At 70.8% G+C, this 20918-nt stretch carries 15 protein-coding genes; 9 read left to right on the top strand and 6 right to left on the bottom strand.

Going from position 1 to position 20918, the window contains the following annotated elements:
- Positions 1 to 72: 72 nt before the first annotated feature.
- Together ilvD and O7616_RS11310 are read left to right on the top strand one after the other, a co-directional pair.
- Complete coding sequence (gene ilvD / locus O7616_RS11315) at positions 73 to 1920, top strand: dihydroxy-acid dehydratase (RefSeq protein WP_282306775.1); 1848 nt, start codon at positions 73 to 75, stop codon at positions 1918 to 1920.
- 115 nt (positions 1921 to 2035) lie between these two features.
- Complete coding sequence (locus tag O7616_RS11310; protein WP_282306774.1) at positions 2036 to 2881, top strand: hypothetical protein; 846 nt, start codon at positions 2036 to 2038, stop codon at positions 2879 to 2881.
- 223 nt (positions 2882 to 3104) lie between these two features.
- On the opposite strand, the gene O7616_RS11305 is transcribed toward O7616_RS11310, so the two are convergent.
- Complete coding sequence (locus tag O7616_RS11305) at positions 3105 to 4379, bottom strand: ROK family transcriptional regulator (RefSeq protein ID WP_282306772.1); 1275 nt, start codon at positions 4377 to 4379, stop codon at positions 3105 to 3107.
- Positions 4380 to 4542: 163 nt separating this feature from the next.
- Here O7616_RS11305 and O7616_RS11300 point away from each other — a divergent pair, with 163 nt between their 5' ends.
- The 6 genes from O7616_RS11300 to O7616_RS11275 all read left to right on the top strand — a co-directional run bounded on the left by O7616_RS11300 (position 4543) and on the right by O7616_RS11275 (position 9647).
- Positions 4543 to 5271: an amino acid ABC transporter ATP-binding protein gene (locus O7616_RS11300; RefSeq protein WP_282307591.1), complete on the top strand. Its 729-nt coding sequence runs from the start codon at positions 4543 to 4545 to the stop codon at positions 5269 to 5271.
- A 19-nt stretch (positions 5272 to 5290) separates the two neighbouring features.
- Complete coding sequence (locus tag O7616_RS11295) at positions 5291 to 6259, top strand: glutamate ABC transporter substrate-binding protein (protein ID WP_282306771.1); 969 nt, start codon at positions 5291 to 5293, stop codon at positions 6257 to 6259.
- 16 nt (positions 6260 to 6275) lie between these two features.
- The gene (locus O7616_RS11290; protein WP_282306770.1) at positions 6276 to 6920 is read left to right on the top strand and encodes an amino acid ABC transporter permease; all 645 of its coding nucleotides are present in this window, start codon (positions 6276 to 6278) and stop codon (positions 6918 to 6920) included.
- Positions 6917 to 7786 (top strand): amino acid ABC transporter permease, encoded by an 870-nt coding sequence (locus tag O7616_RS11285; RefSeq protein WP_282306768.1) that lies wholly within the window; start codon positions 6917 to 6919, stop codon positions 7784 to 7786. Before O7616_RS11290 ends, O7616_RS11285 begins: the two co-directional genes overlap by 4 nt.
- The gene (locus O7616_RS11280; RefSeq protein WP_282306766.1) at positions 7783 to 8766 is read left to right on the top strand and encodes an asparaginase; all 984 of its coding nucleotides are present in this window, start codon (positions 7783 to 7785) and stop codon (positions 8764 to 8766) included. The genes O7616_RS11285 and O7616_RS11280 overlap by 4 nt, the downstream gene beginning before the upstream one ends.
- Positions 8767 to 8903: 137 nt before the next feature.
- Positions 8904 to 9647 carry a copper homeostasis protein CutC gene (locus O7616_RS11275; protein ID WP_282306764.1) on the top strand — a complete coding sequence of 248 codons (744 nt, stop codon included), beginning with the start codon at positions 8904 to 8906 and terminating at the stop codon, positions 9645 to 9647.
- 274 nt (positions 9648 to 9921) lie between these two features.
- On the opposite strand, the gene O7616_RS11270 is transcribed toward O7616_RS11275, so the two are convergent.
- The 4 genes from O7616_RS11270 to O7616_RS11255 all read right to left on the bottom strand — a co-directional run bounded on the left by O7616_RS11270 (position 9922) and on the right by O7616_RS11255 (position 17264).
- Positions 9922 to 10869, bottom strand: a complete 948-nt coding sequence (locus O7616_RS11270) for a tetratricopeptide repeat protein (protein WP_282306763.1) — start codon at positions 10867 to 10869, stop codon at positions 9922 to 9924.
- On the bottom strand, positions 10866 to 13124 hold the full coding sequence (locus tag O7616_RS11265; protein ID WP_282306762.1) for a CHAT domain-containing protein: 2259 nt from the start codon (positions 13122 to 13124) through the stop codon (positions 10866 to 10868). The genes O7616_RS11270 and O7616_RS11265 overlap by 4 nt, the downstream gene beginning before the upstream one ends.
- Positions 13125 to 13168: 44 nt before the next feature.
- Positions 13169 to 14419 (bottom strand): tetratricopeptide repeat protein, encoded by a 1251-nt coding sequence (locus O7616_RS11260; RefSeq protein WP_282306761.1) that lies wholly within the window; start codon positions 14417 to 14419, stop codon positions 13169 to 13171.
- Positions 14420 to 14813: 394 nt separating this feature from the next.
- Positions 14814 to 17264, bottom strand: a complete 2451-nt coding sequence (locus O7616_RS11255; protein ID WP_282306760.1) for a glycoside hydrolase family 2 protein — start codon at positions 17262 to 17264, stop codon at positions 14814 to 14816.
- Between the two features lie 111 nt (positions 17265 to 17375).
- Between O7616_RS11255 and O7616_RS11250 the strand changes: the two genes are divergently transcribed.
- Positions 17376 to 18395: a LacI family DNA-binding transcriptional regulator gene (locus O7616_RS11250; protein WP_282306757.1), complete on the top strand. Its 1020-nt coding sequence runs from the start codon at positions 17376 to 17378 to the stop codon at positions 18393 to 18395.
- A 6-nt stretch (positions 18396 to 18401) separates the two neighbouring features.
- Here O7616_RS11250 and O7616_RS11245 read toward each other — a convergent pair whose 3' ends face one another.
- Positions 18402 to 20759 carry an EAL domain-containing protein gene (locus O7616_RS11245; protein ID WP_282306755.1) on the bottom strand — a complete coding sequence of 786 codons (2358 nt, stop codon included), beginning with the start codon at positions 20757 to 20759 and terminating at the stop codon, positions 18402 to 18404.
- Positions 20760 to 20918 lie beyond the last annotated feature (159 nt).

The following is a 20918-nucleotide window of genomic DNA, read 5'->3' as shown; positions in this document are numbered from 1 at the left end:
TGGGTGTGCATCTGTTGGGACACGGCGCCCACCGGGGAGTGCCTTCGCGGCGGCGGTGTCATGCTGGTATGCATGCCTGAGCTGCGGTCGAGGACTTCCACACACGGTCGGACGATGGCCGGCGCCCGGGCCCTCTGGCGGGCCACCGGGATGACCGACGACGATTTCGGCAAGCCGATCGTCGCCATCGCCAACAGTTTCACCCAGTTCGTGCCTGGTCACGTCCATCTCAAGGACATGGGTGGCCTGGTCGCCGACGCGGTCGCGGAGGCCGGCGGGGTGGGCCGGGAGTTCAACACCATCGCTGTCGACGACGGCATCGCGATGGGCCACGGCGGCATGCTCTACTCGCTGCCCAGCCGGGAGCTGATCGCCGACGCGGTGGAGTACATGGTCAACGCGCACTGCGCGGACGCCCTGGTCTGCATCTCCAACTGCGACAAGATCACCCCCGGGATGCTGCTGGCCGCGCTACGGCTCAACATCCCGACCGTCTTCGTCTCCGGCGGCCCGATGGAGGCCGGCAAGACGATGGCGATCGAGGGCGTGGTGCACAGCAAGATCGACCTGATCGACGCGATGATCGCCTCGTCCAACGAGACGGTCACCGACGAGCAGCTCGGTGAGATCGAGCGGTCCGCCTGCCCGACCTGCGGCTCGTGCTCCGGCATGTTCACCGCCAACTCGATGAACTGCCTCACCGAGGCGATCGGCCTGGCGCTGCCCGGCAACGGCTCGACCCTGGCCACCCACGCCGCACGACGGTCGCTCTTCGTCGAGGCCGGCCGGACCGTCGTGGACATCGCCAAGCGCTGGTACGAGGGCGACGACGACTCGGTGCTGCCGCGCGTGGTCGCCTCCAAGGCCGCCTTCGAGAACGCGGTCGCCCTGGACGTGGCGATGGGTGGCTCCACCAACACCGTGCTGCACCTGCTCGCCGCCGCCCGGGAGGCGGAGCTGGACTTCGGCGTCGCCGACATCGACGCGATCTCCCGGCGCGTGCCGTGCCTGGCGAAGGTCGCGCCCAACTCCCCGAATTACCACATGGAGGACGTGCACCGGGCCGGTGGCATCCCGGCGATCCTCGGCGAACTGGACCGGGCCGGGCAGCTCAACCGGAACGTGCACGCCGTGCACTCCCCCTCGCTGGCGCAGTGGCTGACCGACTGGGACGTCCGCGGCGGCTCCCCGAAGCCGGAGGCGGTCGAGCTGTTCCACGCCGCGCCGGGTGGCGTGCGTACCGTCGAGCCGTTCTCCACCACCAACCGGTGGTCGTCGCTGGACACCGACGCGGCCGGTGGCTGCATCCGGGACCGCGAGCACGCCTACTCCGCCGACGGCGGGCTGGCCATCCTGCACGGCAACCTGGCACCGGCCGGCAGCGTGGTGAAGACCGCCGGCGTGCCGGACGACTGCCTGACCTTCCGTGGCCCCGCCAAGGTGTACGAGTCGCAGGACGACGCGGTGACCGCGATCCTCGCCAAGCAGGTCGTCGCCGGTGACGTCGTGGTGATCCGGTACGAGGGCCCGAAGGGCGGCCCCGGCATGCAGGAGATGCTCTACCCCACCTCCTTCCTCAAGGGACGCGGGCTGGGCCGCTCCTGCGCGCTGCTCACCGACGGCCGTTTCTCCGGTGGCACCTCCGGCCTCTCCATCGGGCACGTCTCCCCCGAGGCCGCCTCGGGTGGGCTGATCGCGCTGGTCCACGACGGCGACGAGATCGTCATCGACATCCCCAGCCGGTCGATCTCTCTCAACGTGCCGGAGGACGAACTGGAGGCACGACGCGTGGCCGAGGAGAAGCGCGACAAGCCGTACACTCCGACCGCCCGGCAACGCCCGGTGTCGGCGGCGCTGCGCGCGTACGCCTCGATGGCCACCTCGGCCAGCGACGGCGCCTACCGCCGCGTCCCGGAGTAACCGCCGCTCGCGACAGGCACGGCTGAACGCGGTCCGCGAATGTCGGTCGCGTGGGCTAGGTTGTCGTCGATCAATTCGGGGAGAGCCCGGATTCCTGCGGGGAAGAGGCGTGTACGTGTCATTTGGCAAGAAGTCCGTGGCGGTGGCGGTCTCGGCGCTCACCGCGCTCGCTGTCTCCGCGTGCGGCACGACGTCCGGCGGGTCCGGCGGGTCCGACGCCCCCAAGCAGCCCAGCGTTCTGGAGCTGTTGGCCAGTGACCTGAAGGGGTCGCTGCAGAAGACCGCCGAGGCCACCACCAAGAGCGACTCGGTGACCGTGAGCATGACGGGCACGGCCGGCGGCGAGAAGGTCGAGATGCGCGGCGTCATCGACCTCGGCGACCCGGTCAAGGCCGAGATGACGGTGAAGGACCCGAAGGGCGACCCGACCGTCGTCCGGATGATCGACGGGGTCGTCTACGTCGAGATTCCGGCTGAGGACCGCGCGGAGATGGACGGCAAGCGCTGGATGAAGATGGACCTGAGCGCGGCCGGTGAGCAGGCGGGGATGAACTTCGGCAAGCAGTTCGAGGACGTCGACCCGACCAAGCAGGTCAAGACGCTGCTCGCCACCGAGGGCACGAAGGTGATCGGGCAGGAGACGGTGAACGGGGCGGCCACCGTCCACTACACCGTCACCGTCCCGGTGGCGACCCACCTGCAGCAGATGGACGCGAAGCTGCGGGCGGGCGTCGAGCAGCAGATGACCAAGATGGGCGTCAAGGAGATCACCACCGACCTGTGGGTCGACGAGGAGTACCGGCCCCGCCGGGCGGCTCTGAAGATGGGCCCGCTGGGCGATCTGCTGATGGACTACACCGACTACGGCAAGCCGGTGACCGTCGAGACGCCGCCGACGGCGGAGACCCTCGACTTCGCCGAGATGCTCAAGGGTCTGCAGGGCCTGACCGCCGGCAACTGATCAGGACCGGATCGCTGCCCGGCCGGCGCGGAGACGCGCTCGGCCGGGCAGTGCCGTTTCCGGACCCTGGTCGCGCCCGGCTGACAGCCGATCCCGGGTCAGGAGTGTCCCGTCCAGATCAACACGTCTTCGCGCCGGCCGACGCCACTGGCGATCCCCGCGACCACCGATGTGGCGGCGTCCGGGCGGCGTGGATACCGCCGCATCGGCGAACTGGTGTCGATCATGGTTGCGCGGACACGACGTGGTCGATGACCAGGTGTGCGGCGCCGGTGATGCCGATGTCCTGGCTGGTGGCGACCCGTTCGATGAGCAGGGTCTGGGTGGCCAGCGGCAGGCACCGCTCGTAGAGGGTGGCCCGCATGCTGGCCAGCAGGGGTTCACAGTCGGCGAGGCGACCGCCGATGGCGACCACCTGCGGGTTGAAGAAGTTGACCACGACGGCCAGGATCTCGCCGATGGCCCGCCCGGCCTGCCGGGCCAGCGACGTGGCGTGCCGGTCACCGTCGTCGATCAGGCGGAGCACACCGGTCAGGTCGTCGACCGGCACGCCCTGGTCGCGTAGTGCGGTGACCAGGGCCGCGCCGCTGGCCACCGCCTCCAGGCAGCCGGCGTTGCCGCAACTGCACAGCGGCGCGGGGTCAGCCACCACCCGGCAGTGGCTGATGTCTCCCGCCGACCCCTGGGCGCCCCGGTGCAACCGTCCACTGGAGATCACCCCGGAGCCGATCCCGGTGCCCGCCTTGATGTAGACGGCGTGATCCAACTGGGGGTGCGCGGTGCGGTGCGCGCCGAGCGCCATCAGATTGGCGTCGTTGTCCACGATCACCGGCACGTCGATCCGGTCGGCGCAGAACGCGGCGACGTCGAAGCCGTTCCAGCCGGGCATCCGCGACGGGCTGACGATCCGGCCGGTGGCGTGCTGCACCGGACCGGGAATGCCGATGCCGACACCCCGCAACGCGCCCGTCGCCCCGCCGCCGGAGGCCGGCGACGTGCCGGAGGCGGCCGACGTGCCGCCGGGAACGCCGCTGGAGGCGGCCGACGTGCCGCCGCCGGAGGCCGCCTTGCCTTCGGAAGCCGCTGAGGCGACATCGCCGGCCAGTGCGGTGACCTCGGCCAGCAGTGCGCCCAGCACGGTTTCCGGGCCGTCCTCGATGCGGACCGGCAGGGTGCGGGCCTGGACCACCCGTCCGGAGAGATCCAGTGTGCCGATGCGCGCATGGTGCGCGCCGAGGTCGATGGCACCGACGACGGCTCCGCCGGTTGGTACGGCGAGCTGACGGGGCCGCCGCCCGCCCCGGGACCGCCCGGCACCGGTCTCCTCCAGCAAGCCCTGGTTGATCAACGCCTCGACCCGCTGGGAGACCGTCGAGGGCGAGAGCCCGGATAGCCGGGACAGGTCGGCACGACTGACGGCGGCTCCGGTCGCCACCCATCGCAGCAGCTCCCGAGGGCCACCCCGGAGGGCTTCACGTGGCGCGTCGTCAATCGTCACGTCAGGTTCTTAGCATCCGCAGTTTGTTCAAGCAACCGGTTGACTTAGTTTGTTGGCTACCTTTAGATGGCGCTGTTGGTTCGATATGAAGCTTACTTAGTTTGAATGTCGAAGAAAGTAGGGCCGTCTGGTGGCACCGGAGACGACGGGTGCGGACCGACCGATGGTGTCGGTACGCGGCCTCAACAAGTGGTTCGGTCCACTGCACGTGCTCAAGGACATCGACCTCACGGTGGCCGCCGGCGAGGTGGTCGTCGTGGTGGGTCCCTCCGGCTCCGGCAAGTCGACCCTCTGCCGTTGCCTCAACCGGCTGGAGACGGCCGGGCGGGGCAGCATCGAGATCGACGGTGAGCCGCTGCCGACCGAGGGGCGGGCACTGGCCCGGCTGCGCGCCGACGTCGGCATGGTGTTCCAGTCCTTCAACCTCTTCGGGCACAAGACGGTGCTGGACAACGTCACCCTCGGCCCCACCCGGGTCCGCAGGATCGCCCGTCCCGAGGCGCGACAGCAGGCGATGGCCCTGCTCGAACGCGTCGGGATCGCCGACAAGGCGAACCACCACCCGGCCCAACTCTCCGGTGGGCAGCAGCAGCGGGCCGCGATCGCCCGGGCGCTGGCCATGCGACCGAAGGTGCTGCTCTTCGACGAGCCGACCTCCGCGCTCGACCCGGAGATGGTCAACGAGGTGCTCGACGTGATGGTCTCCCTCGCCAGCGAGGGGATGACCATGATCGTGGTCACCCACGAGATGGGCTTCGCCCGCCGAGCCGCCGACCGGGTCGTCTTCATGGACGACGGCCGCATCGTCGAATCCGGCGCCCCCGACGAATTCTTCGCAGCTCCGCGCACCGAGCGGGCCCGCGACTTCCTTGCCAAGATCCTCCAGCACTAGCCCCCAACGGGAGGGTGTCATGTCAATCCTCAAGATGAGCTTCACCGGGCGGCGCTCGCTCGCCCTCACCGCCACCGCCGTGGCGGTGGCCCTCGCCGCCACCGGCTGCGGCGGTGACAGCGGCGGCAGCGCGCCGACGCTGCCGGGCAACCCCGGCCCGGGTGGCGACGGCGTGGTCGCCCAGTCGGTGTACGACGCCGCCCCGGTCGCCAGCGACGCGGACATCCCGGCCGGCTCGACCATGGACGCGATCCGCAAGCGCGGCTACCTGAACATCGGCGGGTCCCTGGACGCGCCTCTGCTCGCCCAGCAGAACCCGGTCACCGGCACCATCGAGGGCTTCGACGCCGACATGGCGAAGCTGCTGGCGAAGTACATCATCGGCAAGCCCGAGGTGAAGACGACGACGATCGGCACCCAGACCCGGGAGGCCATGCTCCAGGCCAAGTCGGTCGACGCCGTCTTCCAGACCTACACGATCACCCCGCAGCGGGCCACCCAGGTCGCGTTCGCCGGACCGTACCTCACCTCCGGTCTCGCGGTCGGGGTCCGCAAGGACGACACCTCGATCAAGAGCGTCAAGGACCTCGCCGGCAAGACCGTCATCGTCGGGGCGAACACCCCGGCGGTCACCGCGCTGCCCTCGGCCGCTCCCGGCTCGAAGCAGATCGCCTTCGGCACCGACCCGCAGGCGTTGCAGGCGCTGCTGCAGAAGCGCGGCGACGCGTACGTGCAGGACTTCACGCTGCTCGCCTCCGGCGCCAAGGCCAACCCGGGGATGAAGGTGGTCGGCGAGCCGTTCACCACCGAGGCGTACGGCATCGGCCTCAACCGGGAGGACGCGCAGTTCAAGGAGTTCGTCAACAACTGGCTGAAGAAGATCCAGGCCGACGGGACCTGGGCGAAGGTCTGGGAAGGCACCCTCGGCTCGGTGGTGGAGGGTGGCGCGCCCACCCCGCCCGCTCTCGGCTCCGCCGACGGTTCCTGAGAATCCTCCCGTACCGATGGACGCCCTCACCGCCCACCTGAGCGAGCTCGGCCACGGCCTGGTCACGACCGTCGAACTGACGGTCGTGACCACCGTCGGCGCGATGCTGCTGGGCATCGTCGTCGCCACGCTGCGGATCGCACCCGTCCCGCTGTTGCGTGCCATCGGCACGGCGTACGTCGAGGTGTTCCAGAACCTGCCGCTGCTGGCTCTGCTGGTGCTCTTCGTCTTCGCCCTGCCGACCATCGGCATCACGTTCCCGCTGTTCACCTCGGCCGCGATCGTCATCGCGGTCTACGAGGGGGCGTACCTGGCCGAGGCGATCCGCGCCGGTATCAACACGGTCGGGGTCGGCCAGGCCGAGGCGGCCCGGGCCATCGGGTTGACGTTCGGGCAGTCCCTGCGGCACGTGATCCTGCCGCAGGGACTGCGGGCGGTCATCCAGCCGATCGGCAACATCTGCATCGCGCTGCTGATGAACACCTCGCTGGCCGCCGCCGTCGGCGTCGTCGAGCTGACCCAGGCGGCCAACAACGTGAACCTGGTCGAGGCCCGACCGATCGCCGTGTTCACCGGCGCGGGCCTGGCCTACATGCTGCTGGCGCTGATCATCGGTCAGGTCACCGGCCTGCTCGAACGAAGGCTGGCGATCGTCCGATGAACAAGACGCAACAGATCCTCTTCGACGAACCCGGTCCGCGAGCCCAACGGCGGATCCGGATCGCCACAGTGGTGGGCGCCGTCCTCCTGGTCGCCGCCGCCGTGGCGGCGGTCTACCAGTTCGCCAGCCACGGCGAGTTGGCCGCCGCCCGGTGGGAGCCGTTCACCACCTGGCCGATCTGGCGGTACCTGCTCAACGGGCTCTGGGCCACCGTGCGGGCCGCCGCCGCGACCGCCGTGCTCAGCGCCGTACTCGGGTTGCTGCTGGCACTCGGACGCCTCTCCGCGCACCGACCGTTGCGCTGGTTGGCCGGCGCGTACGTGGAGATCTTCCGAACCGTCCCCACCCTGCTGCTCATCTACGTGACGCTGTTCGCCCTGCCGCAGTACGGGATGAACTTCCCGCTCTTCTGGAAGCTCGTGGTGCCGCTGGTGGTGTCCAACTCGGCGGCGTTCGCGGAGATCTTCCGGTCCGGCATCCTGGCCCTCGACCGTGGGCAGACCGAGGCCGGTCTCGCCGTCGGGCTGCGCCGTGGACAGGTGATGGCATTCGTGGTCCTGCCCCAGGCGCTGCTCCAACTCGCCCCGTCCCTGGTCAGCCAGCTGGTCGGGCTGCTCAAGGACACCTCGCTCGGCTTCGTGGTCAGCTACACCGAGCTGCTCTACAGCGGGCAGGTGCTGTCGTCGTACACCCATCTGCTGATCCAGACGTTCCTGGTGGTGGCGCTGATCTACCTCGTGGTCAACGCCTCGCTGTCGAAGTTCGCCCGCGTACTCCAGGCTCGCAACGGCCGCTTCGGCGGCCGGCGGGCAGGACGCGACGCCGACCTGCCCCCGCCGCTGATCGAAGGGACCACCCCCCGGTGACCATCTTCCGTTACGCCGAACTGGCTCGGGTCGTCCGCAACGGCTTCGTCGAGAGCCGGCACTACGGCAGTGTCGTGGTGCTCGCACCGGACGGTGAGGTGGTCCTCGCCGCCGGCGTACCCGACGAGCCGGTACTCCCCCGCTCCACCCTGAAGCCCGTGCAGGCCCTGGCCTGCCGGGTCGCGGCCGGCGACCAGCTGACCGGCCCGGCGTTGGCGCTCGCCGCCGGTAGCCACACCGGCGACGACCGGCACGTCGAGGTGGTCCGGGCGATGCTGGCCGGTGTGGGCCTGACCGAGGACGCGCTCGGCTGCCCGGTGGACTGGCCGGAGGACGAGCTGACCCGGGACCGACTGATCCGCGACGGCGGGCAGCGCGATCGGATCCGGATGAACTGCTCCGGCAAGCACGCGGCGATGCTGGTCGCCTCCGTCGCGCGGTCCTGGAGCACGCACGACTACCTCGACCCGCAGCACCCGCTTCAGCGGGAGACCGCCGCCGCCGTCGCCCGGCTGGCCGGAACGCCCCTCGCGCATCACGCCGTCGATGGTTGCGGCGCACCCCTGTTCGGCCTGCCGCTGACGGGCCTGGCCCGCACGTTCCAGGCGTTGGTCACCGCACCCGACGGCAGCGACGAGGCGCTGGTCGCGCAGTCCATGCGCCGATTCCCGGAGTACGTGGGCGGCTGGCACGGGCACCCCAACACCGACCTGATGCGGGCGCTGCCCGGTGTCCTGGCCAAGGGCGGGGCCGAGGGCGTTCTCGGGGTGGCCGCCCCGGACGGTCACGCCGTCGCGGTGAAGGTGGTCGACGGTTCGCCCCGAGCCACCACCGCCATCGCGCTCGCCGCCCTCGACGCCGTGGGCGTACCGGTGGGTGGAGCCGACGCGCTGCGCCAGGTGCCGGTGCTCGGCGGCGGCGAACCGGTCGGCGCCGTCACGGCCGTCATCGACCGGACCGCGGCATCGTCCCGCACCTGAGCGACGTCGCCTCCCATCGAGCCGGTGTCGTTCCACGCCGAAGCGACGTCGCCTCCCATCAAGCCGGTGTCGTTCCACACCGAAGCGACGTCGCCTCCCATCAAGCCGGTGTCGTTCCGCACCGAGAAGGAAGAGTCATGAGCACATTCGAGATCTGCATCGACAGCGTCGAGGGGGCGGTAGCCGCCGAGGAGGCCGGCGCCGACCGGGTGGAGCTGTGCTCCGCGCTCTTCGACGGTGGACTGACCCCCAGCCTGGGCACCATCGAGACGACACTGCGCGCCGTCACCCGGATCCGGGTGCACGTGATCGTCCGGCCACGCGCCGGTGACTTCATCTACTCGCCGTTCGAGATCGAGGCGATGGAGCGGGACGTGCAGGCCGCCGTCGCCGCCGGCGCGCACGGCGTCGTGATCGGCGCGCTGACCGCCGAAGGCGACGTCGACGTGCCGACCACCCGCCGGTTGATCGCCGCCGCCGGTGACGCCAGCATCACCTTTCACCGCGCGTTCGACATGACCCGCGACCCGTACGCGGCGTTGGAGCAGCTCATCGAGCTGGGCGTGCACCGGGTGCTCACCTCGGGCCAGGAGGTCAGCGTGCTGGAGGGTGCCCCGCTCATCGCCGACCTGGTACGCCGGGCCGCCGGGCGGATCGTCGTCATGCCCGGTGGTGGCATCACCCCGCGCAACATCACCCGGATCGTCGAGGCGACGGGTGCCGACGAGTACCACTTCGCGGCCCTGGTCAGCTCCGACAGCCCGGCCGTGCACCGCAACCCGGCACCGCTGATGGGCGGCAGCCTCAACCGGCCCGAGTACGAGCGCTCCGGCACCTCCGGCGCCCTGGTCGGTCAGGTGCTCGCCGCCGCCCGCGCCTGACCCACGGATCACTTCGACGAGCGGTGGGCGTGGCGCTCCGTCGCGCCCACCGCTCGATCAGCGACCCCGGCACCCCGCCACCCCGGCACCCCGGCACCCCGGCACCCCGGCACCCCGGCACCCCGGCACCCCGGCACCAAGGTTCGAGCAACTTCCCGGATGTTGCTGCCTGCGGCGCGCGGGAGGCAGCAACATCCGGGATGTTGCGCGGATCTCCCGACGGAGGGCGCTCGCGAGTCGGAGAGCATGACGTCAGCGGGCGACGGACACCGAGTCAGGTCACGTCCGGAGTCCGTGCTCGTTCTCCGCGTACCTGTTCGAGCACTGCGGTGTCGGATGCCAGGTCCGGGTGGTCGACCTGGCGGTCGAGGTCCACGACGATTTCGAGTTCGCGGATGGCGGCGTCGAGGTTGCCCTCCTCCCGATGCAGCATCCCGATGTTGAACCGGGTGACCGCTTCGGCCGCGCGGTCGCCGACCTCCTGCGTGATCATCAAGGCTTGCTCGTAGTAGGCGCGGGCCCGATCCCGATCCTCAAGCCCTTTGTGGAGCAGGCCGATGTTGTTGAGGGTGACGGCCTCCCCGGCTCGGTCGCCGACCTCCCGCCGGATGGGCAGCGCCTGCTCGTAGTAGGCCAGCGCCCGCTCCCCGTCCCCGATCCCGAGGTAGAAGAAGCCGAGGTTGTTGAGGGTGCTCGCCTCGCCGGCACGGTCGCCGACCTCCCGTTGGATGGGCAGCGCCTGCTCGTAGTGGGTCAGCGCCCGCTCCCGGTCCCCCAGCTTCCAGTGTGCGAGTCCGATGTTGTTGAGGGTGATCGCTTCACCGGCCTGATTGTCGACCTGTCGCTGGATGGGCAGCGCCTGCTCGTAGTAGGCCAGCGCCCGCCTCAGATCGCCAAGGTTGTCGTAGACGCCACCGATGTTGGTGAGGGTGACTGCGGCGTTGCCGTGGTCACCGGACTCCCGATACAGGTGCAGGGCCTGCTCGTAGCTGATCAGGGCTTGCTGCGGGTGCCCGGTGGAGGACTGGGCCCAGCCCAGGTCGTAGAGGGCACCGGCGTCCGGCCCGAGACTCAGGGTGGCGTTGGCGATGGCCGCGACATCGGCGAACCGCGACGTGCGTAGCCACACCCTCGCCACCGAGTGGCCGACCTCGCGGGCGATCGTCGGCTCCTGGCCCGCCACCGCCAACCGGTGCACCTCTACCCATCGGACGATGGTCATACCGCAGACCCGGACGGCGCGAGGTCGGTGACCCAGAGCTTGTAGAGGCTTCGCGCGGCGGCGCCACAGGCTTGGACGTATTCGTCCTCGGTGAGCAGCGGACGGACGAGAGGGCGCAGGACGTTGGAGACGAAGTAGCGAGGCCGGCGGGTCTCCGGGTCGGTGCCTTCTTCGATGAGCCCGAGTTCGACGGCGCGTTTGAGGTGGTCACTGGCGTCGGGATGGTCGTGGACGGCCCTGACGGTCGCGGCGGGGACGGGCAGGTCGATGACGTTGACCTTGGCGAGCATCTTTTGCAGCTCGAGGGCTTGGGAGTCGAGCAGGTTCGCCGCGAGGATGGTCTCCCGGCGGAATCGGTCGGCTTCCTCCTCGATGGCGGTGATGAGACCGTCGATGTCGAGGCTGCTGTCGTCGACGATCAGGTCGAGCCAGTCGAGCAGGCGGGGGTTCCCGGCCGAGGCGTGGACGGCACGCTCGCGAACACCCGGGTCGATCGGCGAGCCGGGGCGCAGGTTGCGCAGGTTCGCGAGTTTCTTGGTCTGCTCGATCTCGGTGAGGGTTTCGAGGGATTCGACGGCGACAGCCGTCCCGGCGGGGGCGGGGAAGAGGTAGCGGCTGGTGATCACGACCCGGCTGGGGCTGCCGGTCTCGTGGATGGCTCGGAGGAGGGCCGGAAGGATGTCGGCCATCTCCGGGGAGAGCACGTAGCCGCCGTCGCGCTGGTCGAGATTGCCGTCCTCGAAGTCGTCGAACACGAACAGGCAGGGGGTCTGCCCGAGCGGTCCGTCGACATGAAGCAGGTGGCGCAGGCGGACGAGGAGGGGCGCCTGGTCGTTGGCGAGCAGTTTGTCCGCCTCGACCTGCTGCTCCACCGTCGGGAACTGGACCCTGGTGGTGAGCTCCCGGAAGCTCTGCAGGTCGACGCGGCCATACCAGACGGCACGCTGGTGGAGGGGCATGCGTTCGAGCAGCCGGGAGGCGAGGCTGCTCTTACCGAGACCACCCATGCCGTGCAGGACCAGGGCCTCGGCTGCGCCGTCCAGACCCAAGGGCATTTTCAGGGTACGCAGGCAGCGCTGGATGACTCGTCGCCGTCCGACGAAGGCGGTGCGGGCGGCGACCCGGGACAACTGGGTCTGCGGGTCCAGGAACTCCCGATCGGCCGGACGGATCTGGACTCGCGCGCGCCCCTTGGTGATCAGCGGCGTGACCATCGGGGCGAGTGGCGACCGGTCGGCGTAGACGCGCAGTAGGTGCCAGTTGCCGCGCTTCCGCGCGTACAGGTGTTGGCGGGCCTCGATGATGGCCCGGTCGAGGGACACGCCGTCAGCCAGTGACCGGTAGAGCTCGGCGGCGAAGTCGGTCGCGGAGACGTCGCCGACCGGCAGCGCCCACCCCAACACGGCCGGGGCTCCGGAGTGCACCAGGCTCTCACTCATCGAGGGGAAGGCGCCGGCACCCGGGGCGTTCCCGGTCAGGCAGCCGGAGACGAAGATCAGGCGGGGCCAGTGCCCGGCCATCGCGTGCGCGATCTCGTCGGCGGTGGCATCGACGCGCTCGCCGAACTCGTTCTCCACCAGGAAGACGGGTTGACCGTCACTGTTGATGGTGGCGTGGCCGCTCAAATGGAGAACGTCGAAGTATCCCGCGCCGTAGTCCCGGCTGAGGAAGCGAAGCCCTTCCAGGGTGCCGCTCTCCTCGACCACCAACTCGGCACCGGTTCGGAACGTGGCGGCCAGGATGGCCGCCTCCTCTGCCTCGTAGCTGAGCACCGGCTCGACACCCTCGGGGGAGGCGGCCATGAACAGCACCCGCAGGGGTCGGTTCCCGGGCGTGACCGGACCCTTGAAGGCCGTGTTCGTGCCGACGGCCCGTACCGGTAACAGCGGTGCCTGGTTGGAGACGGTCAGATGCGTCCCGTCCACGGCGAGCAACTCCCAGGGCAGGTGTCGTAGCCGGCCCGCGACGGTGATCCGCAGCGTGCTGCCGGGAGGCTGGTGCAGGATCGGGGTCAGCCACCGCTCGTCGCCGTCGAGGAAGGCGGCCAGCCTCATCCCGAGGTTGCGGAGCTGTGGTGAGCCGAAGACCTGCGGAGCGACCGAGTGCTGGCCGTAGTGCCGTGTCACCAGGTTGATCAGCTCATTGATGGCGACCTTGTCCACCCCACGGGTCTTCGGTTGGCCACCGCCGGTGGACAGGCGCAGCTCGGAGTAGTCGGAGGTCCGCTCGAAGATCTCCAGCTCATAAGTGATCATTTCACTCACCGTTGGTCCCCTCCCGCACCGATAGTGCCCACCGTTCAACTCCCCTTGGTTTCCTCTAACCGGCTGAGGAATGCCCGATACTCGCCCAGATCGGGATCGCTCGTCTGCTCGGCCAGGGTGACCGCGCGACGCTGGAACTCGATGGCCTGGTCCACTCTCGCCATCCTTTCGAGCAGGACCGCCATATTCGCGCTGGCCGTCGCCTCGGATCTGCGGTCGCCGACAACGCGGAAAACCTCAAGCACTTCTTCCAGGATGTCCTTCGCCCCAGCAAGATCGCCTTGGCGGAACCGGATCGCACCGATGTTGTTGAGGGTGATCGCAGCGCCAGCCCGATCGCCGACCTCCCGTCGGAGCGGCAGAGCCTCCGAGTAGTGGGCCAGAGCCTGTTCGCGATCCCCCAGGCTGTCGTACACAGCGCCGATATTGCTGAGCGCCGTCGCCTCGCCGGCACGATCACCGACCTCACGTCGGATGGACAGCGCCTGCCCGAAGTAGGCCAGAGCCTGCTCCCCATCCCCGAACCTGTCGTACACACCACCGATGTTGTTGAGCGCCGTCGCCTCGCCGGCACGATCACCGACCTCACGTCGGATGGACAGCGCCTGCCCGTAGTAGGCCAAGGCCTGCTCCCCGTCCCCGAGGCTGTCGTACACACCGCCCATGTTGTTGAGCGTCGCCGCCTCGCCACCACGATCACCGACCTCACGCCGGATGGGCAGCGCCTGCCCGTAGTAGGCCAGAGCCCGCTCCCCATCGCCGAGGCTGTTGTACACACCCCCGATGTTGTTGAGAGTGTTCGCCTCGCCCCCGCGGTCGCCGACCTTCCGTTGGATGGGCAAGGCCTGCCCGTAGAAGGCCAGAGCCTGCCTCGCATCGCCGAGGCTGTGGTGAACGAGGCCGATGTTGGCGAGGGTTGCTGCTTCGTTGCCGCGGTCACCGGCCTCGCGGTACAGGTGCAGGGCCCGCTCGTAGCTCGCCAGAGCCTCTCGAGGCTGCCCGGTGGATGACTGGGTCCATCCCAGGTCATAGAAGGCGCCGGCGTCCGGGCCGAGAGTCAACGTCGCGTTCGCCAACCTCGCCACGTCGGCGAACCGCGACCTGGGCAGCCACACCCTCGCCACCAGATCGCCGACGTGCCGGGCGATTGCCAGCTCCTGGCCCACCGCCGCCAACCGGTGCACCTCCACCCACTGGGCAACCGTCGCAGCAGCCGATCCACCGCGCGCTGATGTCGGTCGCCCGGCCGGCGCGCCGTCGGCCGCTGGGTTCGAACCATCCGTCAACCCGGCACCTCCCCTGCCGATGCGCAGCCGTGACGACCAGTCCACGAATGCCAGTTTCGGGTCCCGTGAACGGTACCGTCGATATCGGACGCTGCGCAGCAATCGGTCGGCGGCAGGAACGGCGGCCTTTCCGGGCTATCCGGCCCATTGACGGTGACGATCGCCGTTGACCTGCGCCATTCTTGGCCATGAGTGGCAGGTGCGGTGACGCCGGGAGAGTCCTCATTCCGACATCGCGACTTGACGCGGAAAACCCGCTAGATCAACACGAGTTCGGCGATGTCGCGGTATCCCGCACATCTGGATACCGCGACTTCGGCAAAATGGTGTTGATCAAGTGGCGGGCTGGTTCGGCTCGCGACCTCGCGGCGGGCTGTGCCGCCCGGTCGTCCGCTTAGCGTCGGGTTATGTCGTTGACGCAGCGCAGGACCGGGCGGGCAGCCAGGGCAGCCGGGTCCAGCGGGGCTCCGGCACGCACGGTGAACAGCACCGACTCACCCGGCAGCAGGGTGACCAGGGCGCTGTCCACAGTGGCCGACGGGTCCAGCCGGTCCGGAAAGAGCGTCAGGTCGCGCAGCACGGTGCGGGCCGTGACCCTGACCTGCTGCCCGCCGTCGACCGGGGCGACCGTCGCGTCCCACACCGCCGCCGGCCAGTCCACGTCCCGGTCCTCGGCGAAGAACCACAGGGCACGTTCGGCGGTGTCACCGGCCTCCGCGACCAGCAACTCGCGGCGGCCGTCGTCCGGCCGGACCAGGTCCACCGGCAGCGCCAGCACCACCGAGGAGTACGCCGGGACATCGAGATCGAGTGAGTTCTTCGCCCGGGGCTCACCGCTGAGGGTCACCCGGGTCACCGAGGCCGACGCCCGCCAGGGTGTGCCGCTGTCGTTGACCGCCACCAGTGCGAGACCACCGTCGCGGGGCTGCACGGTGAGCAGCCGGTCGGCGTACGCGTGGCGCAGCGCGTACCACAGGGGTTTGCGGCGGCCGTCGCCGTCGACGGCCGACCAGGAGGTCACCGGCCAGCAGTCGTTGAGCTGCCACACGTTGGTGCCGGCGCAGACGTCCCGGTGGGAGCGGAAGTGCTCCACCCCGAGTTGGATGGCGCGGGCCTGGTTGAGCTGCGTCAGGTAGTGCCAGTCGTCGAAGTCAGCCGGGGCGGGCAGGTGCGCGTCCAGGCCGCGTCGGAGCTTGGCGTCACCGTCGGCGGCCTTCTGGTGGTGTGCCATGCCCGGTGAGTCGTGGGCGAGGGGCTCGTCGCTCAGCGCCCGGCGCAGTGTGGCGTACGCCGGTGGCGCCTGGTAGCCGAACTCGGCGACGAAGCGCGGCACGTACTCCCGGTATTTCGTGTAGTCGTCGGTGTTCCACACGTCCCAGATGTGGGTGGTGCCGTGCGCCGGGTCGTTGGGGTGGATGGCCTCGGTGCCCGACCAGGGGCTGCCCGGCCAGTACGGGCGGGTGGGGTCCAGGTCGCCGACGATCCGGGGCAGCACGTCGAGGTAGTAGCCGCGCCCCCAGGTGCGTCCGTCGAGGGGCTGTTGCCAGTCCCAGTCGTGCCAGCCCCAGATGTTCTCGTTGTTGCCGGTCCAGAGCACCAGCGACGGGTGCGGCGACAGGCGGGTCACCTGCTCGGCGGCCTCGGCGGCCACCTCGCTGCCGAAGGGTTCCTCCTCCGGGTAGGCGGCGCAGGCGAAGAGGAAGTCCTGTTGGACGAGCAGTCCGCGCTCGTCGGCGAGGTCGTAGAAGTCCGCCGACTCGTACCGGCCGCCACCCCAGACCCGCAGCAGGTTGACGTTGGCCCCAACCGCCTGGTCGAACCGTTCGGCCAACCGGTCGCGGGTGACCCGGGTGGGGAACACGTCGTCGGGGATCCAGTTGACCCCTCGCACGAAGACCGGAACGTCGTTGACCGACAACGCGAACGGGGTGCCGTGCGCGTCGGGCGTGGTGTCCAGTCGGATCGAGCGGAAGCCGATCCGGTGCGACCAGGTGTCCACTGTGTCGCCGTCCGGCCCGTGCACCGTCACCTCGATCGGGTGGCGCGTCTGGTCGCCGTACCCCCGGGGCCACCAGAGCGCGGGCTCGCGGACGGTGAGGCTGAGCACGGCCGTGCGGTGACCGGCCGGGATCACCACCTCGGCGCTGACGCCGGCGACGGCGGCGCGGACGGTCAGCGGCACGTCCGACGCCCGCTCGACCTCGACGTGCAGCTCGACCCGGCCGTCGCGACCATCCACCGTGACCAGCGGGCGGACGCCGACCAGCCGGGCCGTGGACCAGGCGTGCAGGCTGATCTCCTGCCAGATGCCGGCGGTGACCAGTGTCGGTCCCCAGTCCCAGCCGAAGTTGCAGGCCATCTTGCGGATGAAGTGGAACGGCTCCGGGTACGCGTTCGGCCGGTCGCCGAGTCGCTCCTGGTGCGCCTCGGCGTAGCGGTACGCGGAGCCGAACGTGACCACCAGGTCGTTGTCGCCGTCGCGCAGCAGCGACCGCACGTCGAACCGGTAGCCGCGGTGCATGTTCTCGGTGCGGCCGACCTCGACGCCGTTGACGGTGATGGTGGCGACGGTGTCCAGGCCGGCGCAGACCAGGTCGACCCGGTCGTGGTCGCCGCGCGGCACGTGGAAAATCGTCTGGTACGTCCAGTCGGCGCGCCCGATCCAGGCCAGCGCGATCTCGTTGTCGTCGAGGTAGGGGTCGGGGATCAGCCCGGCGTCGAGCAGGTCGGTGTGCACGCAACCCGGCACGGTCGCCGGCACGGACCGACCGGCGACAGCGGTCGGCACCTGCGCTCCGGGAGCGGCCCGCAGCGTCCAACCGTCGTAGAGTGCCTGTCGGCTCACGATTCCACCGCACCTTCTGCATCGAAAGACGTTGACTGAACCGGATAAGCTGAGCCACCGTACGGTCCGGAATCAGGGCTGTCAACGGCCGGAAAGCGAAGGAGCACACCGGTGAAGCGGCCGACAATCGCCGACGTCGCCCGACGCGCCGGGGTGTCCAAGGGCGCCGTGTCGTACGCGCTCAACGGCCAGCCCGGCGTCTCCGAGGCCACCCGGCAGCGCATCCTGACCATCGCCACGGAGATCGGGTTCAGCCCGAGCAGCGCCGCCCGCGCCCTCTCCGCCGCCACCGCCGGCGCTGTCGGTCTGGCCCTGTGCCGGCCGGCCCGGACACTCGGGGTCGAGCCGTTCTTCATGGCGCTGATCAGCGGCGTCGAGGCGGAACTCTCCGCCCGCTCGTACGCGCTGACCCTCCAGGTGGTGCCCGACCACGACGCCGAGATCGCCGTCTACCGGCGGTGGTGGGGTGAGCGCCGGGTGGACGGGGTGCTCGTCTGCGACCTGCGCAGCCACGACCGCCGCATAGCCGCGTTGGAGCAGCTCCACCTGCCGGCGGTGGTGATCGGCGGGCCTGGCGGCACGGGCGCGCTGGCCAGTCTCTGGTCCGACGACGCCGCCGCGCTGACCGAGGCGGTGGAGTACCTGGTCGCGCTCGGACACCGGCGGATCGCCCGGGTCGGTGGCCTGCCGGACCTGCGGCACACCGAGATCCGCACCGGGGCGTTCACGGCGGTCTGCGAGCGGCTCGGCCTGGTCGACGCCGTCACCGTCTCGTCCGACTACACCGGCGAGGAGGGCGGCCGGGCCACCCGCCGGCTGCTCAGCTCCGCCCAGCGGCCCACCGCGGTCGTCTACGACAACGACGTGATGGCCGTCGCCGGGCTCTCCGTGGCCCAGGAGATGGGATTGACCGTGCCCGCGGATCTGTCCATCGTGGCCTGGGACGACTCGCCGCTGTGCCGTCTGGTGCACCCGCCGTTGACGGCGGTGGGTCGGGACATCGCGGCGTACGGGGCGCACGCCGCCCGCCAGCTTCTCGCCGTCGTCGGCGGCCAGCCGGCCGGTCGGGTGCAGGACGAGACGCCGCACCTGACACCACGCGGCAGCACCGCACCACCCCGGGAGAGATGAACCGGTTCAGCGGGATGCGGAGGGGAATTCCTCGAAGTACGCCTCGACCCGCTCGGCCGTCGCCGGTCGGGCCAGCGCGAACCCCTGCCCGTACCGGCAACCGCCCCGACGCGCCCCCTCCACCTGGGTCGGCGACTCCAACTCCTCCGCCACGATCTCCACACCCAGGCGCTCGCCGACGTTGACCACCACGTCGATCAGCGGCGGCTGCTCGTCCGGCCGCGCGCCCACCAACTCCGGGCCCACCTTCAACAGGTCGATCGGCAGCCGACGGAGCTGCGCCAGCGAGGCGTGTTCGGCCCGGAAGTCGTCCAGCGCGGTGCGGACGCCCAACGACCGCAACCCGGCCAGCCGGGCCACCACGGTCGACAGGTCGGCGGCGACCCGTGGCTCGCTCACCTCCACCACCAGCCGTTCCGGCGGCACCCCGTACGCGGCGAGCACGGCTGCCGCCCGCTGAACGAAGTCGGGGGTGGCCAGCTCCCGGGTCGTCACGTTGACCGCCATCCACAGCTCCCGCACGCCCACCGTCCAGTTGGACAACTGCCGGCAGGCCCGGTCCAGGACCCACCACTCCAGCTCCCCGACCAGGTCCAGGTCCTCGGCGACCGGCAGCAACTCGGCCGGGAGCACCGTGCCGAGCACCGGGCTCCGCCACCGCAGCAGAGCCTCCGCACCCACCGGCTGCCCGTCGGCGAGGTCGAGCACCGGCTGGTAGACGAGGTCCAACTCGCCGCGCGCCACCGCACCGGGCAGCTCACGTTCCAGGTCGAGACGGCGGACCAGCTGTTCCTCCAGGAACGCGTCGTACCACTCGACCCGGTCCCGGCCCAACTGCACCGCCCGGCGGCGGGCCAGCTCGGCCTGACGGAGCACGTCCGCCGGCCCGGCCCCGCTCACCTCGGCCAGCCCGATGCTCGTCTGCACGCGCAGCACCGCGCCGGCCAGCGGATAGGGCGGGCTGAGCGCGGTCAGCAGCCGGGTGCCCAGCGCGTACGCGAGCACCGGACCGGCGGCGGTGACCACGGCGAAGCCGGTACCCGTGCAGCCGGTGACCAGGTCGTCGGGGGCGATCACCGCGCGGGCGCGGCGCACCGCCTCGGCCAGCACGTCCTCCCGAACGGTCGGGCCGACCGCATCGGTGCCGTGCAGGTCCACCAGCAGCAGCGCGCCGGTCGGCACCGGCACGTCACCGATCGCGGCCAGGGCGTCCAGCAGGGCCGCCCGGTCCCCCGGACCACCGCCTCCCGTCGGAACGGGCCGCCGGTCGAGCGCCGGCCAGGCCGCACCCGGCTGCCAGGCCGCGTCGACACCGCGCGTGGTGGTCGGAGCGTCCGGGTCGTCGACGCGCGCGGGCGGCTCCGACCTGCCCAGCCAGCGCGGTTGCGCCGCGCGGTGCCGGACCGCGCCACCGGACCGGCGGCGGTGCGCGGCCCGCCGTTCGGTGGTGGACGCCTCACCCGAGCGCAGCAACTCGCGCACCATCAGGGGCGGCACCGCCGCCAGGGCCAACACCACGCTCGTCCGGTCCAGAGCGCGGCCTGCGGTCAGGTGCAGACCCGCCGCCAGCAGCAGCATCGCCGCCGGTAGCACCGCCCGGGGCCAGGCCGCGGGGACCGCCTCCGCGGCAACCGTGTCCGCCGCGACGTCCGCACCGACCGCGACGAGCAGCATCCCGAACACCATCGGGGGTACGGCCAGCAGGGCCGCCCGGCCCTCCGACGCGGACGGCAGCGCGGCCAGCAGCACCAACCCGCCCAGGGTGAGGAGGACAGCGCCCCGACAGACGGACGCGCCAGAGTGTCGCCGTGGCCCCGCGAACGCGTTCAGGGCGGCCATGCCCAGCCCGCCGAGCGCCACCGCGACGACCAGACGAGCCGGATCGGGCAGGCCGTCGCGGGGGAGCAGCAGCCAGGCGGTGAGGGCCAGGCCGACGGCCGGGCCGCTCGACTCGACGAGCCGGCGCAGCCGGGCCCCGGGCGACGGACGCGTCCGACCGGGGAGGCGACGAAGACCGCTCACCGCGAGGGCCGCCACGACCAGCGACCCGACCAGCACGGCGAAGCTCGACCCGAGGGCGGCCAGGGGCAGCACGACCGCGGTGAGGCCGGCGGTCACCACCGCCGCGTCGAGCAGCACGCTCGCCGCACGCGACGACGGTGCGGTGCCGTGCCGGCCGGCCAGTCGGGTGAGCCGCACCCCGGCGACCGTGGCTCCGGCACCGACGGCCAGCGCGATCACCACCGGGGTCGGAACCAGGTCGACGGCACCGGCGAGAAGGAGCAGCGTCACCGCCTTGGACGTGACGGCCTCCGGCGCCGCCCGACGGGGGACGAGAACGCGGAACGGGTACGCGAGGAGCACGGCGGTCGCCTTCGTGAGGGGGCACGGGGGCGGTACGACGGTGCGGGGCATCGGACGTTGCTGGTCCGCTGCTCAACAAGTGGCAACGAGCGGCGACTGGATCGGTTACGTGCCGGTCACCGAAACGAGACAATGACCCGTGTCACTGTACGGCGTACC

The sequence above is a fragment of the Micromonospora sp. WMMD964 genome (assembly GCF_029581455.1).
In the GTDB taxonomy this organism is placed as follows: domain Bacteria; phylum Actinomycetota; class Actinomycetes; order Mycobacteriales; family Micromonosporaceae; genus Micromonospora.
The sequence above is the reverse complement of the archived record's forward strand: the minus strand, read 5'-3'. Positions and strand labels throughout refer to the sequence as shown.